8 protein-coding genes and 1 pseudogene are annotated in these 16,304 nt (G+C 66.1%); 1 reads left to right on the top strand and 8 read right to left on the bottom strand.

Going from position 1 to position 16,304, the window contains the following annotated elements; translation table 11 throughout:
• Nucleotides 1-534: 534 nt before the first annotated feature.
• From BDD18_RS18575 to BDD18_RS18545, 7 genes are all read right to left on the bottom strand, one after another.
• Nucleotides 535-5,193 (bottom strand): sensor domain-containing phosphodiesterase, encoded by a 4,659-nt coding sequence (locus BDD18_RS18575; RefSeq protein ID WP_420837339.1) that lies wholly within the window; start codon nucleotides 5,191-5,193, stop codon nucleotides 535-537.
• A 127-nt stretch (nucleotides 5,194-5,320) separates the two neighbouring features.
• Nucleotides 5,321-6,430 (bottom strand): 3-deoxy-7-phosphoheptulonate synthase, encoded by a 1,110-nt coding sequence (locus BDD18_RS18570; protein WP_142085090.1) that lies wholly within the window; start codon nucleotides 6,428-6,430, stop codon nucleotides 5,321-5,323.
• Between the two features lie 48 nt (nucleotides 6,431-6,478).
• Nucleotides 6,479-6,982 carry a C40 family peptidase gene (locus BDD18_RS18565; protein ID WP_066787708.1) on the bottom strand — a complete coding sequence of 168 codons (504 nt, stop codon included), beginning with the start codon at nucleotides 6,980-6,982 and terminating at the stop codon, nucleotides 6,479-6,481.
• 138 nt (nucleotides 6,983-7,120) lie between these two features.
• Nucleotides 7,121-8,806: a 2-isopropylmalate synthase gene (leuA, locus tag BDD18_RS18560; protein ID WP_142085663.1), complete on the bottom strand. Its 1,686-nt coding sequence runs from the start codon at nucleotides 8,804-8,806 to the stop codon at nucleotides 7,121-7,123.
• Between the two features lie 367 nt (nucleotides 8,807-9,173).
• On the bottom strand, nucleotides 9,174-11,081 hold the full coding sequence (locus BDD18_RS18555) for a putative bifunctional diguanylate cyclase/phosphodiesterase (protein WP_142085087.1): 1,908 nt from the start codon (nucleotides 11,079-11,081) through the stop codon (nucleotides 9,174-9,176).
• A complete protein-coding gene (locus BDD18_RS18550) occupies nucleotides 11,078-11,620 on the bottom strand; it encodes a YfiR family protein (RefSeq protein WP_142082608.1) in 543 nt (180 codons plus the stop codon). Before BDD18_RS18550 ends, BDD18_RS18555 begins: the two co-directional genes overlap by 4 nt.
• 3 nt (nucleotides 11,621-11,623) lie before the next feature.
• Nucleotides 11,624-13,636, bottom strand: a complete 2,013-nt coding sequence (locus BDD18_RS18545; RefSeq protein WP_244939042.1) for a TonB-dependent receptor plug domain-containing protein — start codon at nucleotides 13,634-13,636, stop codon at nucleotides 11,624-11,626.
• A gap of 187 nt (nucleotides 13,637-13,823) precedes the next feature.
• On the opposite strand from BDD18_RS18545, the gene tnpA reads away from it, so the two are divergent.
• Entirely contained in the window at nucleotides 13,824-14,255 is a 432-nt protein-coding gene (tnpA, locus tag BDD18_RS18540; protein WP_026437438.1) for an IS200/IS605 family transposase, read from the top strand.
• 360 nt (nucleotides 14,256-14,615) lie between these two features.
• Here the strand turns inward: tnpA and BDD18_RS22170 are convergent.
• Nucleotides 14,616-16,304 (bottom strand): annotated as a pseudogene (locus tag BDD18_RS22170) (WG repeat-containing protein); the annotation flags it as partial.

Here is a 16,304-nt window from a genome sequence, read left to right as displayed (position 1 = left end):
ACTGGGGATATTTCCGGCACAAGTGCTGGCTTATCCACAGAAAAAGCCGATGTGCCCGTTTTGTCCCCGCTGGCGTGACAGCGCCAACAGGGTTCGGCGCACAGGGTTTGCATCCACGCAAGTGCTTGTGGTGCAAAGGAAAAAAAGGGTTGTCCACACCCAGGGCCCTGCTCTACTACTACGACTATGTTTTTATAAAGACATTAAAGAAGAAGACAGAAGAACAACCGGGAACCGGCAGCGCAGGCCCATGCGGTACGCCGGGTAGGCGCTGGCGATGGAAAAGACAGGAAACCCCCGCGTTGGCAGCCAGGTGTGGGGGCCTTAGGGGGGCAGGGGCCTTCAAAGGCCGTCAGGCAGCCCACAACGCGTTGCATGACATCAACTGCTGGGGGGGGTGGCGCTGCAATGGCGCAGTGCGCGCAAGGCCCCTTGGCGGGGCTGGAAGGGTGGAGCAAGTGGTGCGCACTGCCCACAGAAGACAAAAGTTGTGGGCGCGATGGGGAAAACCGGCACAGGGTGCCGGCAACACGCTCAGCCCTGCAGGGCTTGCGTGAGGAAGGCTTCGAGGTCTGCCACAGGCAGCGGTTTGCTGAACAGGTAGCCCTGGTACAGGTCGCAACCGGCCCCGCCCAGCGAAATGCGCTGCTCTTTGGTTTCAACCCCTTCGGCGATCACGTCCAGCCCCAGGCTGCGCGAGAGCCCGATGATGGTGTGCACGATAGCGGCGTCGTTGGGGTCGGAGAGCACATCGCGCACAAAGCTCTGGTCGATCTTGAGCTGGTCGAGCGGCATGCGCTTGAGGTAGCTCAGTGAGGAATAGCCGGTGCCAAAGTCGTCCAGTGAAAAACCCACGCCATAGGCGCGCAGGGCTTCCATGGTGGCGATGGTGCTTTCCATGTCTTCCACCAGCACGCTTTCGGTCAGTTCCAGCTTGAGCTGGCCGGAAGGCGCTCCTGTGATGGCCAGCACGCGCGCCACATCGTCCACAAAGGTGGGGCTGCGGAACTGGCTGGAGCTGACGTTCACGGCCATGGTCAGGTCGCGGCGCAAGGGGTCGTTCTGCCAGCTGGCCAGCAGCTTGCAGGCGTGGTGCAGCACCCAGCGGCCCAGCGGCACGATCAGCCCGGTTTCTTCGGCCAGGGCAATGAAGTCTGATGGCGACACCATGCCGCGCTGCGCGTGCTTCCAGCGCAGCAGCGCTTCCACGCCCGCAATCGCGCCGCTTTGGCGCAGCTGGGGCTGGAAGTGCAAAAAAAACTCGTCTTGCGCCAGGGCCGCGCGCAGGTCGGTCTCCAGCGCTGCACGCGCCGTCACCACGGCCTGCATCTGTGGGTCAAAGAACCGCAGGGTGTCGCGCCCTGCAGCTTTGGCCTGGTACATGGCCAGGTCGGCCTGCTTGAGCAACTCGCTCACGGTAGTGGACTCGGTGCCGGTGAACGGCGCAATGCCAATGCTGGGGGTGCTGCGGTATTGGTAGCCCTGCAGCGGGTACGGCATGGACAGCGTGGACAGGATTTTTTCGCCCACGCTGCGCGCCTGCAGCACCAGGTCGTCGCCCGAGGCGCTGAGTTCTTCGAGCATGACCACAAACTCGTCGCCACCCAGGCGTGCCACGGTGTCCACGCTGCGCACGCAGTGGCCCAGCCGCTTGGCCACTTGCTGCAGCAGCAAATCGCCCTGGTCGTGGCCCAGGGTGTCGTTGAGCTGCTTGAAGTTGTCCAGGTCGATGAACAGCAGCGCCCCGCCCTGCTGGTGGCGCTGCGCGGCAGCCAGGGCATGGTGCATGCGGTCCATCAGCAGCATGCGGTTGGGCAGGCTGGTCAGCGGGTCGTAAAAGGCCAGGCGCTGGATTTCACGCTCGGTGGCCTTGCGCTGGGTGATGTCGGTGTTGATGGCCAGGATGGACTGGGGCTGCCCGTCTTCGCCGCGCACCAGGGTCCAGCGCCCTTCCACATCGATGGTGCGCCCGTCACGGTGGCGCTGCACCAGCTCGCCCGTCCACTCGCCGTGTTCAAGGGTGGCTTCGGTGCCCCGCAGGAAGGGCGTGGGGTCTTCGTACAGCAAGGTCTGCACCGACTGGCCCAGCACCTGCAGCTGCGTCCAGCCGTACATGCGCTCGGCGCTTTTGTTCCAGTAGATGATGCGGTGGTCCAGGTCGCGCACCAGGATGGCGTCCTGCGCCTTGTCCAGCAGCGACGCCTGGTGGCGGATGCGGGCATCGGCCGCCAGGCGCTCGATCTCTGCCGAGGCCCGGGCCGCAAAAATCTGCAGGGTGGAGGTGACAAAGTCCGGGTCTGTCAACGCCTGGCGGAACAGCACAAAAATGGCGCCAATCACCTGTCCGTCGGCACTGCACAGCTGCTGGCCCGCATAGGCGCGGGCTCCGATCTTGCCGCCCAGGTACGAGCGCGGGTAATGTTGCAGCATATGGTCGGCCACCACGTATTGCCGCTGCGTCAGCAGCTGCATGCTGGGGGAGCCTTCCATGGGCATGTCAAAGGCGGGTTGCTCCACCCCGTCGATGACGGTGGCCAGGCTGATGGCGCGGGGGGGCTGGCCGGAGGGCTGGCTCATGCGCATCACGCAGCCAGCCTGCGCGCCCAGCGCTTCGGCCATGTTGGTGGCCAGCTGCACAAAAAATGCCGTGCCGGTGCTGGCCGACACCGCCGCCGCCACCTGGATGACCGAGTCCAGAATGCGCTGCTGCGCCTTGTGGGCACGCAAGCTGGTGATGCCGAACGCCAGGTCGTTGGCCAGGTCTTGCAGCAGCGCCGTTTCCTGCGGGCTGATGTGCAGGATTTCGGGGGCGTACAGGTACAGCAGGCCAAAGGTCTTGCCCTGCTCGCGCAGGGGCAGGCAAATCACGCCGTGAAAACCGTTGTCCAGCATGCGCTGGGTCCAGTCGCCCAGGTCGTTGCTCTTGCCCAGGTCGTTGCTCTTGCGCAGGTCATGCACGATCACGGGTTGGCCGCTGCGCACCGCCTGACCGGCAGGCCCTCGGCCGCAGGGGCTGTTTTCGTCCCAGCTCACGCGCAACTTGTCCAGATACTCGTGCGTGTAGCCAGCGTGGGCCACGCGGGCAATCGTCTTGTGTTCGTCGTCGTGGGCGAAGCCCACCCAGCCCATGCGGTAGCCGCCAATGTCCACCGCGATCTGGCAGATGGCCTGCAGCAAGGCAGATTCAGACGTCGCACGCACCAGGGTTTCGTTACAGGCACTCAGCAGCTTCTGGGCACGCGCCATGCGCGCAATCTCGCGTTCGGCCCGCAGGCGCTCGGTCACATCCACCGCCAGCACCTGGCGGGCGGCCACGCCGTTGAAGCTGATGCTGCCCGCAGTCACTTCCGCGTCAAACAGGCTGCCGTCCTTGCACAACTGCAGGCACAGTGCGGGCACATGCCTGCTTTTCGAGGCCGTGGCCTGCACGGCGGTGCGCACTTTCTCGCGCTCCGAAGCGGGCCACAGATCCAGCAGATTCAGCTGCAACGCCTCGGCTTCGGTATAGCCGTACTGCGAAAGCATGGCCCGGTTCACCGCCAGCAGGCGCAGACTCCCGCTTTCGTACACCCACATCGGGTGTGGGTGCTCGTTGAACATCAGGCGGTATTGGCGCGCCGAGGCTTCGAGCTGGCTGGCCACATGCCGCAGCTGTACCGTGGTGCCGAGCGATTCGGTGAGGATTTCCAGCCGGTCCACATCGCTGCGCGAGAAGGCATCGGGTTGGTCGGAGGTGACCTTGAGGCTGCCCACGATGTGGTTGCCCGCGCGCAGCGGTGTGGCCATCACCGAGCGAACGCCCCAGCGGTGCGGCATGGAGGCCATGTCCCAGCCGGCTGCCTGGGTGTCGTTGCACCACACCGTGTGGCCCTTGTGCAGCGCAGGCCACAAGATGCTGTCGTGCACCGACAGCAGGTTGCCTTCAGGGCGCACCATGTCGCCCACCGACGCCTTGGCCACCAGTTGCTCGGCCTCCAGCAATTCGATCATGGCCCCGCGCGCGCCTGTCTGCTTTTGCACCGTGTGGGCCACCAGCCGCAGTGCGTCGGGCAGCGCCATGTCCAGCGACGATATTTGCTGCTGCACCTGCAGCAGCTCGGCGTGGTGCTGTGCGTTGCGCTGGGCCTGCATTTCGGCCTGGTGCTGCGCAGAAATGTCCTGGAACGCACCCTCGACCCGCACGATCTGGCCCTCTTCGTCGCGCACAGCATGGCCGCTGGTGCGCACCCACAGCCGTTGCCCTTGCGGCAGCGTCACCTCGGCCACCTCGTCCAGGTCGCGCCCGGTTTGTATGCAGTTAGCAAAGGCCTGCTGCATCCGTTCGTGAAAGGGGGGCTGGAAGGCTTTCAACACCTCGTCCAGGGCGTACGTGGCAGGGCGGTCTTCGCTGGCGGACTCTTCTGCGCGGCGCATGCCAAACGTGCTGGCAATGCCGGAAGACAGCGTGAATGCCCGGCTGGGCAGCTCCATCACCCAGCCACCCAGGCGCGCCACGCGGCCCGCGGCCTGCAGCACGTTATTTTGCGCTTGCAGCGCGGCACGCATCTGTTCGCGCTCTTGCAGCGCCATGGACAGCTGCAGTTTTTGCCTGCGCAGTTCCAGCTGGTCCATGGTCTGGCGGGCCAGCATCTGCAGCGCTTGCAATTCCTCCGCCGCCAGGCCCCGGCAGCGCGTGTCCATCACCGCCAGGGTGCCCAGGGCATGGCCTTCGTCCGTGACGAGGGGGACGCAGGCGTAAAAGCGAATGTGGGGCTCACCCACCACCGAAGGGTAGGTGGCAAAAATCGGGTGCCGGGTGGTGTCTTGCACCACGGTGGGCTGGTGCGGGCTGCGCAAGGCGTGGTCGCAAAATGCCTCGGAGCGGGGCGTTTCGCGCATGGGCACGCCCACAGCGGCCTTGAACCATTGCCGCTCGGCATCCAGAAAATTCACCACCGCCATGGGGGCGCTGCACAGCCGCGCCGCCAGCAAGGCCAGCTGGTCAAAAGACTCTTCCTGGTCAGTGTCCAGGATTGCGTATTCCGCCAGCGCCCGCAGCCTGGCGGCATCGGTGGAGTGCACGGGCGGTAACTGCAACGCGGCCATGATCAGACAGGCCTCCGTGGGGGTGGCCTGCGGTGTATCGGCAGTGGTCGGTGGGAAAAAATCACCAGCATGGAATGGCCTGGGCCCCGCCAGAGGGGTGATGGACAAGCTCGGGGGGCACTCGGCGTCTATGCTACACCGTGAAACAAGTGCGTACCCACATGGGTGGCAGACGCACTGCCTGTTCTTGCTCCCTTGGGCGGCTCGGGCAGCTGGGCGCCCCAGCCCAACTCGCTTATGCCGCTGCGCGATGTGCCCGGCGGGCGCGCACGGCGGCGGCCAGTTCCTGCAGCACCGGCACGGTCTGGGCCATGCTGATGCAGGCGTCCGTCACCGACACGCCCTTTTGCAGCGCCTGGTCGGGCACGATGTCCTGGCGGCCTTCCTGCAGGTGGCTTTCGATCATCAATCCGGTGATGCGGTGGTCGCCCGCGGCAATCTGGCCAGCCACGTCTTGCGCCACGGTGATCTGGCGTTGGTGCTGCTTGCTGCTGTTGGCGTGGCTCACGTCGATCATCACCTGCTCGCGCAGGCCAGCGGCCTTGAGCACGGCGCAGGTGGCGTCCACATCAGCGGCGCTGTAGTTGGGCTGCTTGCCGCCGCGCAGGATCACGTGGCAGTCCTGGTTGCCGCGGGTTTCAAAAATCGCGGCCTGGCCCATCTTGGTCATGCCCATGAAGGCGTGCGCCGCCTGCGCGGCCTGGATGGCGTCGCTCGCCACCTTCACGCCACCGTCGGTGCCGTTCTTGAAGCCCACGGGGCAGCTCAGGCCGCTGGCCAGCTGGCGGTGGCTCTGGCTTTCGGTGGTGCGGGCGCCAATGGCGCCCCAGCTCACCAGGTCGCTGATGAACTGCGGCGAAAGCAGGTCCAGAAACTCGGTGCCCACGGGCAGGCCGGTGGCCAGCACATCCAGCAGCAGCTTGCGCGCCAGCTCCAGCCCTTCGTTGATGGCGAAGCTGCCGTCCAGGTGCGGGTCGTTGATGTAACCCTTCCAGCCCACGGTTGTGCGGGGCTTTTCAAAGTACACGCGCATCACGATGAGCAGGTCGTCCTGCAGCGCATCGGCCTGCACCTTCAGGGCGTGGGCATATTCCATGGCCTGGGCGTGGTCGTGGATGGAGCACGGGCCCACCACCACCACCAGGCGGTCGTCCTGGCCGTGCAGCACGCGCGAGATGGCGGCGCGGCTCGATTCCACCAGCGCCAGAGCGGCTTCGGTAGGCGGCAGCCACTCCTGCAGCAGCGCGGGCGTGATGAGCGGGCGCACGGCCTTGATGCGCGTGTCATCAATGCGCGTGGTGTCGTGGGTGGAAACGGGGGTGGCGGAGCGGTGTGCGTGGGTCATGCCCCCGATTGTCGCGCGGCGCGGCGAAGCCGCTCAGGGCGGCCGAATTCAGGGCCTGCGAAACGATGCGTTTTGCTTCGCCCAGTACTTGGATTCCAGGTGGTCCATGCGCACTTCGCCGCCGGTGGAGGGCGCATGCACGAAGCGGCCTTCGCCCACGTAGATGCCTGCGTGCGACGGGTTGCGGCCCCGGCCAAACACCACCAGGTCGCCGGTGCGCCGTTCGCTGCGGTCAATCACCTGGCCCCAGCTGCTCAGTTGCGCCACGGTGCGTGGCGGCGCGGAGCCCACCTGGTTGCGGTACACATAGCCAATGAGCCCGCTGCAGTCAAAGCCCGAGTCTGGTGTGTTGCCCCCGTAGCGATACGGCGTGCCCACCAACCCCAGGGCGTGGATGGCAATGCCGTGGGCCTGCTCGTCCGACAGCGTGGGCGCTGCCGAGCGCTGTGTGGGCCAGGCCCCCGTGGCGCTGGGCGATGGGGTGGGTGGAGTGCTGCAACCGACCAGGGCCACAGTGGCCGCCAGCAGCAGTGAACAGGATAGGGCTCGCATGGGCCGAAGGGTAACGGATGCCGTGGGCCCTTGCCAATGCTGCCCGGGGCTGCAGGGTTTTTGAATGAAACAAGGCTGCAGCGCTTGCTGGATAAGCGCTGGCAGCTATGTTTTATATAGCATCACCAGGCCGATGGTTCAGGCGTGCGCAGCAGCTGCGCCAGCCTGGTGCGGCAGTCGTTGTGCCAGGCGGTTGGCCACGCTCACAATGGCCTGCACCGATGCGGTCACGATGTTGTGGCTCATACCCGCGCCAAAGGTGGCACCGTTCACGCCCTCCATGGCGGCTTCCACAATGGCCAGCGCCTGGGCGTTGGCACCGCTGCCGGTGGCACGCTCTTCGTAGTGGTCCACGCGCAGCGGCAGGCCCAGGGCGTCCACCGTGGCGGCAATGGGGCCGTTGCCTTGGCCGCGCAGCGTTTGGCGCACGCCTTCGATGGAGACATCCAGCTCAATGCCCTGCCCGTCTTCGTCCAGCCGGTGGGTGTGGCACACCACGGCAGGTGCGGCCGGGGCGCGCAGGTAGGTGGCCTGGAACAGTTCCCACAACTGCGTGGCGCCCATCTCGGTTTCGCTCGCGTCGGTATGGCGCTGCACCACGGCGCTGAACTCCACCTGCATGCGCCGGGGCATCACCACGCCGTGTTCGCGCTCCAGCAAGAAGGCAATGCCGCCCTTGCCCGACTGGCTGTTCACGCGGATCACGCTGTCGTAGGTGCGGCCGAGGTCCGCCGGGTCGATGGGAAGGTACGGCACTTCCCACAGCGCATCCGGGTCTTGCGCGGCAAAGCCTTTCTTGATCGCATCCTGGTGCGAGCCAGAGAACGCTGTGAACACGAGGTCACCTGCGTAGGGATGGCGCGGGTGGATGGGGATGCCTGTGCATTCCTCGGCCACGCGCGCCACGGCGGTGATGTTGGAAAAATCAAGCTGCGGGTGCACGCCCTGGGTGTACAGGTTCAGCGCCATGGTCACGATGTCCATGTTGCCGCAGCGCTCGCCGTTGCCAAACAGGCAGCCTTCCACGCGCTGGGCGCCCGCCATCACCGCCAGCTCGGCGGCGGCCACACCGGTGCCCCGGTCGTTGTGGGTGTGTACCGACAGCACGATGTGCTCGCGCGGGCTCAGGTGGCGGTCCATCCACTCGATCTGGTCGGCAAACACGTTGGGCGTGGCGTTTTCCACCGTGGTGGGCAGGTTGATGATGATGGGACGGCCGGGCCCGGCGTTCCATGCGGCAATGGCGGCCTGGCAGGCCTTGAGCGAGACACGCAGCTCGGTGGCGCTGAAGGTTTCGGGGGAATACTGCAGCGTCCATTCCGTCTCGGGCCGCGCATCGGTGAGCTGCTTGAGGTAACCCACATGGTGGGTGATGAGCTGCATCACCTGCGTGACGTTCATGCCAAACACCATGCGCCGCCACGCGGGCGCGGTGGCGTTGTACAGGTGCACGATGGCGCGCGGTGCGCCTTGGACCGCTTCGACGGTGCGCGCAATCAGGTCTTCGCGCGACTGGGTCATGACCATGAGGGTCACGTCCTCGGGGATCAGGTCTTCGTCGATGAGGCGGCGCACAAAGTCAAAGTCGGTCTGTGATGCGGCTGGAAAGCCCACCTCGATTTCCTTGAAGCCGATGCGCACCAGCTCCATGAAGAGCTTCATCTTGCGTTCGCCGTTCATGGGCTCGAACAGCGCCTGGTTGCCGTCGCGCAGATCGGTAGAGAGCCAGCGCGGCGCACGCGTGATGCTGCGGCTGGGCCACTGGCGGTCGGGCAATGCGACGGGGGCCATGGCTTGGTATTTGGTGGCGGGTTTGGCGATCATCATGGCAAGGCTCCACTTCGGTGGTGCCGGGCTGCGGGAGCACGTGGAGTGCGTTGTGGCAGCAGCCCTGGCACGGGTCATCAGAAACAAATCGGATGACGTCCCCTGCAGCCCCTTGCGCATGGCACAAGAGCTGGTGTGGGGGCCGGGGTCAGGGGGATGTCGGGTGGTTCAACGGCTGCGCGAGGTGGCAGCCGGGTGTGCGAACGCGTGCAGACCCCGGCCAAGCACTAGTAGGCTTAGCGGTAGTGGGGACAGGCGCAGGGTGCGTTGCATAGGAGACAAATGCTAGCACAGGCACCTGGGCATGGAGCCTTGCAGGCGGCGCGCGGTCATGTGCGGGGACACACGCAACGTCGCAATGCCGTCAGTGCGAAGCCTGCAGCTCCACAAACTGCTGCACGGGCATGGGCCGCGCAAAGGCATAGCCTTGCAGCACATCGCAGCCCTGCTTCACCAGGTACTCGGCCTGTTCCAGCGTTTCCACGCCTTCGGCGGTGACTTCCAGCCCCAGGCCGTGCGCCAGTGCCACGATGGCGGTGACGATTTTGCGGCTGTGCTCTTGCGAGGGCAGGTCGCGCACGAAACTGCGGTCGATCTTCAGGCGCCGCATGGGGAGCTGGCGCAGGTAGGCCAGCGACGAATACCCGGTACCAAAATCGTCAATCGCCAGGTGGATGTCGAGCTGGCTCAGGCGGTGCAGCGTGTACGCGCCGGCTTCCATGTTTTCCATCAGCACGGTTTCGGTCAGCTCGATCTCCAGCAGGTCAGCAGGCAGCTTCTCTTCGCGCAGGATGTCCATCACCTGCTCCAGAAACTGCGAGTCGCCCAGCTGGCGGGCCGAAATGTTCACGGCCACGCGCAACGGGCGGTGGTGCTGGCCCTGCCAGCGCGATGCATCACGGCACGCCTTGCGCAGCACCCAGTAGCCCAGCGGCACGATCAGGCCGCAGTCTTCCGCCACTGAAATCGCCTCCAGCGGGGGCACGTTGCCCAGGTCGGCGTGCGTCCACCGCAGCAGCGCTTCAGCGCCCACCAGCGCGTTGTCGCGCGCGCTAAACAGCGGCTGGTAATGCAGCGCCAGGCCGTGGCCGCCTTCCAGCTCGGCGCGCAGCGCTTGCTCGATCGCCTGGCGGCGCACCATGGCCTGGTTCATCGACGCGTCAAAGCGCACGCAGCGGTTCTTGCCCAGCTCCTTGGCGCGGTACATCGCCGTGTCTGCGTTGCTGACCAGGGCATCCATGTCCGGAGCGTCGTCGGGAAAGGACGCAATGCCGGCGCTGCACGTCACGTTCACCTGCTGACCGGCTTCGGTATAGGGGAGCTCAAAGACGCTGATGATCCGCTCGCCGTACTGACTCAGGGCCTCGTCATCCATGTTCTGGCGCAGGATCACGGCGAATTCATCGCCACCCATGCGCGAGATGCTGTCGCTGCGGCGCATCACCGACTGCAGGCGGCTGGCCACCTGGCGCAGCAGCCCGTCGCCCGCTGCGTGGCCGAAGGTGTCGTTGAGCGTCTTGAAGTTGTCCAGGTCGATGTAAATCAGGGCCACCTGCTGGCCTGTGCTGCGTGCCAGTTCCAGCTCGGCCGCCAGGCGTTCGTTGAAGGCGTGGCGGTTGCTCACATCGGTGACGGCATCGGTGTGCGCCAGCACTTGCAGGCGGTTTTCGGCCTCGCGCACCACTGCGCGGCTGCGCAGCACAATGGCCGTGGCCAATGCCATCACACAGGCGGCGATGAGCGAAGCGCTCAGAAAGCGAAAGCCCAGGCGCTTGTACACAGCCTCCATCGACTTGCGCACGTACAGGGTGCCCACTTCGGCATCCGCGCCGTGGATGGGGTGCGTGATCTCCAGCATGGTCCACCCGGCGCGCTCGGCAATGCGGTCCATGCCCGTGGCGCGCAAGGTGGTGGGGAATTGGGGGTCGCGCGAGCGGGCGTAGTGCGCAAACAGCACGCCGTCGCGGTCATACACACCGGCACTGAGCACCATGGACGATGAGCGCAGGGCCGACAGCATCTCGGTGGCGGTTTCGGTGTCGCGGAACACCACGGCGGCCGAGACGTTGTCGGCCACGATGGCGGCCTCCACGGCGCTGTCTTGCAGCATGGAGGCGCGTGCGCTCCAGTAATCCACCGCCGTGAGCGCCAGCACCACCGTGAGCAGTGCCAGCCCAGCCGTCCAGATGCCCGTGACGACCAGCTTGGACGACAGCAGCAGCGGCTGCAACTGCAGGGCCACGGTGGATGTGGGGGATGCCTTGCTTTTCATCGGGTGCCTTTGGCCAGGCGCAGCAGCCGGGAACTGATGGTGAGGCCGGCCTTGGTGGCCGCTTCGGCGTGGATGTGGAACACCACGCGCCCATCGGATTGCGCCAGCGCGATCACGATGTCGGGGTCCACGAAAGTCATGTCGTCGGCAATCGTCAATACGCCGTGGCCCTGCGGCGCGGCCCGCAGAGCGCGCAAGACATGTTCGGCATCAGGGTTGTGCACGATCAGGGCTTCGCACTCCCGCAGGGTGGCGACTTCCAGGTGCCGGATCTTGATGGTCTGGCCCCGGGTGGTCTGCTTGTTTTCCAGCGCCGTGAGCGAGCGCTTCAACGGGCTGAAGGGCGATACACAGACGGTGAATTCGTTGCCGCTTCCCTGCCTTTCGGGCCATTCGATGAACTGGATGAAGTTGAAGATGTAGGCGGCCTTCAGGTCCTGCTCTGCCACAGGCTCTGCGCTGTGCGCCGCAGTCCAGGCGCCGCACAGCAGGGCCAGCCACCACAGTGGCTTGCCGCAGGAGCGCAAGAAGCTGTGCATGGCTCAGAACGCGTAAGTGAGCTTCACGCGGAAGGTGCGCCCGTCCTGCCGCAGGGCGTCGTCCCGTATTTCCAGCGATGTGGCGCTGTAATGCCGCTGGTTGAACAGGTTGTAGATGCCCAGCGACACATCCACCTGCGAGATGCGCATGGAATAGTTCACATTGGTGAGGAGGTGCCCCGGCAGGTTGGTTCCGCGGGAGGTGCTGCGTGGCCCCACGCCAATGGCTTCGATGGCATAACGGCCCCGGCCCCAGGCGCTGGCGGGGGCTGCGCTCACCGTGTCAGACCACTGCACTTTGAGCAAATGGCGCGGCGAGTTGCTCAGCGTGCCATCCACGGACGAGTCGCGCGCTTTTTGCCAGCCATACACCAGGCGCAGGCGCTGCCCGGCTTGCCAGCGCTGCTCCAGCTCGGCCTCCACGCCGTGCACCTTGACCGAGCGCGTGTTGTCCAGCAGGAAGCGGTCGATGCTGGCTGCAGCGCTCATCGAAATGAGGTCTTTCACTTCAGAGCGGAAGGCCGTCAGCAGGTAGCGTGTGCCGCCGGAGGGGGCGTGCTCCAGCGCCAGTTCGGTGGTGCGCACACGCTCCGAGCGGACATGGTGCCTGTCCACAATGCCGCCGGGCAGGTCCACGCGGTAGTCGTGCTCGTATGCGTTGGGTGGTCGGTATGCGGTGCCGTGCAGCAGCTTGATGGCGGTGGCCGGGTTCCACCAGTACACCAGCCCCAGCCGCGGGTTCAGCGTGCCGGAGCTGCCCGTCTGCTTGCCCCAGCGCAGGCCGGTGTGCAGCGTCAGGTTGGGTTGCAGGGCGAACTCGTCCTGCACATACACGCCTGCCACGTCGCCTGTGCGCCGGGCGTTCAGGTACTCGGCGGGTGGGTCCAGGTCGGCGTTGGTCTGGGTGATGCGCGTGTCGCGCCGGTAGTCCAGGCCCCACACCAGCTTGTGGCGTGCCAGGGCTGTGCTCACCCACTGCAATTCGCCGCCCCACCATTGCCCGGTACCCACGTCGCGGTTGACGGTGAGCGGTGGGTAGTCGTACACATAGTCGCCCACGTACTGGTAGCGCGCTGCGTGGGCACGGCCGGTGAAGGCCAGCGTGGGCGAGACTTGCGCGGTGTACTCGGCCGCCAGGCGGGTGCTCTGGTCGGTGAACTGGGAGCGCGGGTCGTTGAACACCTGCGAGAACGCCGCCGTGGGCACGCCCTTGTGGCGCTCGGCATGCGCCAGGGTCAGCGCCAGGCCATCACGGCGCATGCGGGCAAACAGCTGGGTGCTGCGGTCAAAGTCCAGCCCCTGGGCCACGCCGTGGTTGCTGTTGGGGGCGTCGTAGCTTGGGAAGTAAAGGTCTGCCCCCCGGCGCGTGGCCCGGGTGGCTGCCACCAGCCAGTCGCCGCCGTAGGCATCCACGGTGCCCACCGACAGGCGCGCCTTGGCACTGCCCTGGCTGCCCGCTTCCACAGCCACCTGGGGCCCGGGCAATTGGCGCCCGTCGCGCGTGATGACGTTGACCACGCCAAAGAAGGCGTTGGCCCCGTACACGGCCGAGCCCGGGCCGGAGACAAACTCCACCCGCTCGATCAGGTCCAGATCAATCGGGAAGTCGGTGCCAATGCTGGCCTGGTCGTAGAGGTTGTCATTGAGCCGCACTCCGTTGACCAGCAACAGCACGCGCGTGTTGTAGTCGCCCGGCGTGGCAAAGCCCCGGGTGCCGAGGTAGTGGTAGGCGCGGTCGTAAGACACATACAGCCCGCGCATGCTGGCCAGCACCTCTGCCAGCGAGCGGTAGCCAAAAAGGCGGATGTCCTCGGCAGTGACCACGCTGACGGCCGCCGGAGCTTCCAGCGCGGTTTGCGCGTAGCGGCTGGCGGTGGTCACCTGCATCTGCATCAACTGTTCCAGTGGCAGATCGACCATGTCTGCCTGCGCATAGGCGCTGGTGATGCCCGCGAGCAGCCAGGAAATGACCAGGGGCCGCAGCGTGCGCTGGCGAGGGGGTGAGCCTCGTTTCATGGGCGTTGCACAGTCAGTGGCTGGCCGGTGGTCTGTCAAACAGGGTTAAACAGGGCGGCTGGCTAGCTACCAAAAGGAGGCCCCCCGGCTCTGCCGGGGAGGCAGTAGAAGTTTGACTTTTCAGGAGGTTGTCCACCGTAGAGACTTTCAATCGTGAGCCGCCAAGCAAACGAAAGGAAGAAACACGATGGACAAGTATGAAAGTTTGAGTCACACGGCCTGGGATTGCAAATATCACGTGGTCTTCATCCCCAAGTGTCGAAGGCGAACGCTGTACAAGCAGCTACGCGAACACCTGGGTGAGGTATTCAGAAAGTTGGCCGCGCAAAAGGAATGCAGGGTTGAAGAGGGGCATCTGATGCCCGATCACGTGCACATGATGCTGTCGATCCCACCGAAGTACTCGGTGTCGCAGGTGGTGGGCTTTATCAAAGGCAAGAGCGCAATCCACCTTGCGCGGGTGTACGGAGAGCGAAAGCGCAACTTCGTGGGTCAGCACTTCTGGGCGCGAGGGTACTTCGTCTCGACGGTGGGACGCGACGAAGCGGTGATACGGGAGTACATCCGAAACCAGGAGAAGGAAGACGAGAGGTTGGACCAACTCGGTCTATGGAGGTGAGTAGCCACCGATAGGTGGCCCCAAGAATGAGGGGCCGCGTTAGCGACCCCTTACAGCCGCTTTGAGCGGCTCACATCCCGAATGCCCCCGGCTTTGCCGGGGGATGGTTACTAGAAAAACATTTTTATCAGAATTGTCAATATTGTAGCAAATGACCTGTGCGTGCCTTGCTGCATACCCGTGTTGTAACGGAATGTGGGAGGTTTGCCGCGAATGCAGGCCTGAGCAGCCACACCGTATGGATGGCTGAGAGGAATGTGTTTTTAAGCCAAAAGTGGGTTTAGCGCCCGTGGATAAAGCGCCAGCAGCTATCAAAATGATACTGATTTGTGCCACCGGCCGCCGCAAAGCGGGGCGCAGTCAGCTGCTGGTTTGCCGGGGGTGGCCGAGCGCGCGCCCGGCCTTGCGGTACAGCGGGCACCACACCACCAGGTACAGCACCACGGCGCTGGCGGCCAGGGTCAGGCTGGGGCGGCTGGCCTCCCAGGCGAATTGCCAGGCCCAGTAGGCGTCGGCAAAGCCCACCAGCACAAAGGTGCCCAGCCCGGCTTCGGGCCCTTCGGCCAGCCACACGGCCACCGACACGGTGGTATGCAGCGCCACGGCCAGCAGGCTCAGCAGGGCATGCAGCGCAGACGCGGCCAGCGGCCGTTGTTCCAGCCAGTGCACCAGGCCCCGCGCGCTGGCGGGGTGGCCCACGGCGCTGCGCAGCACGGTGCCCAGCAGCCACCAGGCCCATGGCGTGGCCACGCGCGGGGTACCTGGGTATGGGTGGCGCGGGGCCTCTGCAGGGGGCTGCGCACGGCGCTCTGCTTGCAACGGGCGTGGTGCAGGCATGGCCGGTGCGCTGGCAGCGGGCTGTGCCTGGGTAGCCTGGTCCACGGCCATGACCATGGCGGGTGGAATGTCCTCACGCCGCTTCACGCCCACACGCAGCGCCACGGCGTAGTGGGTGGGCGTCATCAGCCGCTTGGGCACCCAGCGCACCGTGGCGGGGTCGGCTGCCAGGGCTGCGTCCACCATGGCGGGGGTGATGCGCGCACGCGGCATATCGGCCAGGGTTTGCGGGTGCAGCGCCAGCTGGCGGATGAGGCTGGCTTCGTCGGCATGGCCCAGGTGCCAGCGCGCCAGGGCGGTGAGCCAGCCCGTGTCTTCTGTGGGGGCCCATGCCGGCTGGTAGGGCGACTGCAGCGACAGCACGCTGCACGCGGCCAGCGCCGCCTGCGCGGTGTGGCCCAGCGCCTGGTAGGCGCGGGCCAGCACGTAGTGGGCGTGCTGGGGCGCTGGCACATGGGGCAGGCCGCGCAGGGCGTCGTCCACAGCCGCCTGGGGTTGGTTCACGGCCAGCTGCGCCCAGGCCCGCGCCACATGCCAGGCGCTGCCCTCGCGCGGTGCGCCCTGTTCGCGGGCGCGGCCCAGGTCGTTGTCGATCAGCGCGGTGGTCACTGCCACGGCCAGTTCGGTAGGCACCTGGGGGAACAGGTCGGGCTGGTCTTCCAGCGCGGCCACGCACACTTCCAGGCTGCGCAGTGGCGGTGGGATGTCTTGCAGCGTCCGCCCGTTGGCCTGGGCCGAGGCCAGGCACAACGCTGGCGTGAGCAGCTCTGCGGGCATATGCCGGATGAGGCGGCCGTTGGCGTGCAGCACGGCGCGCTGGGCCAGCGCGGGCGTGATCTGGCCCGGGGCCAGGTGCGCCAGGTTGGCGATATCAGCGTCCAGCGCCGCCTGCTCCAGGGCATTGGTGCGCAGCCAGTGGGGCACATCGCGCAAAGGCACACCGGCCCACACCGCTTGCAGGGCCTGTTCTGGCGTGAGCAGGCAGCCCCACACGGGCGCCGTTGGCTGTGCCGGGGGCTGGCTGCAGCGCTCGTCCCGCGCGTCCCAGGTGGGGTCGCCCGCGTACAGCTCGCGGGCCAGCAGCAGGGCGTCGCGGGTCATGCAGTGGGGCGGGATCTGCACCGCCACGTCCACACCCCGGCGCAGCAGGGCCTCCAGCCGCGCAGGGGTTTGCAAGGCAGCAGGCACCTGGGCCAGTGCGGCGGGGTGGGC

Origin of the sequence: Acidovorax temperans (genome assembly GCF_006716905.1) — a bacterium.
GTDB lineage: Bacteria > Pseudomonadota > Gammaproteobacteria > Burkholderiales > Burkholderiaceae_C > Acidovorax > Acidovorax temperans.
The sequence above is the reverse complement of the archived record's forward strand: the minus strand, read 5'-3'. Positions and strand labels throughout refer to the sequence as shown.

Bases quoted from the DNA above. Each gene is read 5' to 3' on its own strand.
- BDD18_RS18570 (WP_142085090.1), bottom strand. From the start codon at position 6,430: ATGACCCACGCACACCGCTCCGCCACCCCCGTTTCCACCCACGACACC.
- BDD18_RS18565 (WP_066787708.1), bottom strand. From the start codon at position 6,982: ATGCGAGCCCTATCCTGTTCACTGCTGCTGGCGGCCACTGTGGCCCTG.
- leuA (WP_142085663.1), bottom strand. From the start codon at position 8,806: ATGATCGCCAAACCCGCCACCAAATACCAAGCCATGGCCCCCGTCGCA.
- BDD18_RS18555 (WP_142085087.1), bottom strand. From the start codon at position 11,081: ATGAAAAGCAAGGCATCCCCCACATCCACCGTGGCCCTGCAGTTGCAG.
- BDD18_RS18550 (WP_142082608.1), bottom strand. From the start codon at position 11,620: ATGCACAGCTTCTTGCGCTCCTGCGGCAAGCCACTGTGGTGGCTGGCC.
- BDD18_RS18545 (WP_244939042.1), bottom strand. From the start codon at position 13,636: ATGAAACGAGGCTCACCCCCTCGCCAGCGCACGCTGCGGCCCCTGGTC.
- tnpA (WP_026437438.1), top strand. From the start codon at position 13,824: ATGGACAAGTATGAAAGTTTGAGTCACACGGCCTGGGATTGCAAATAT.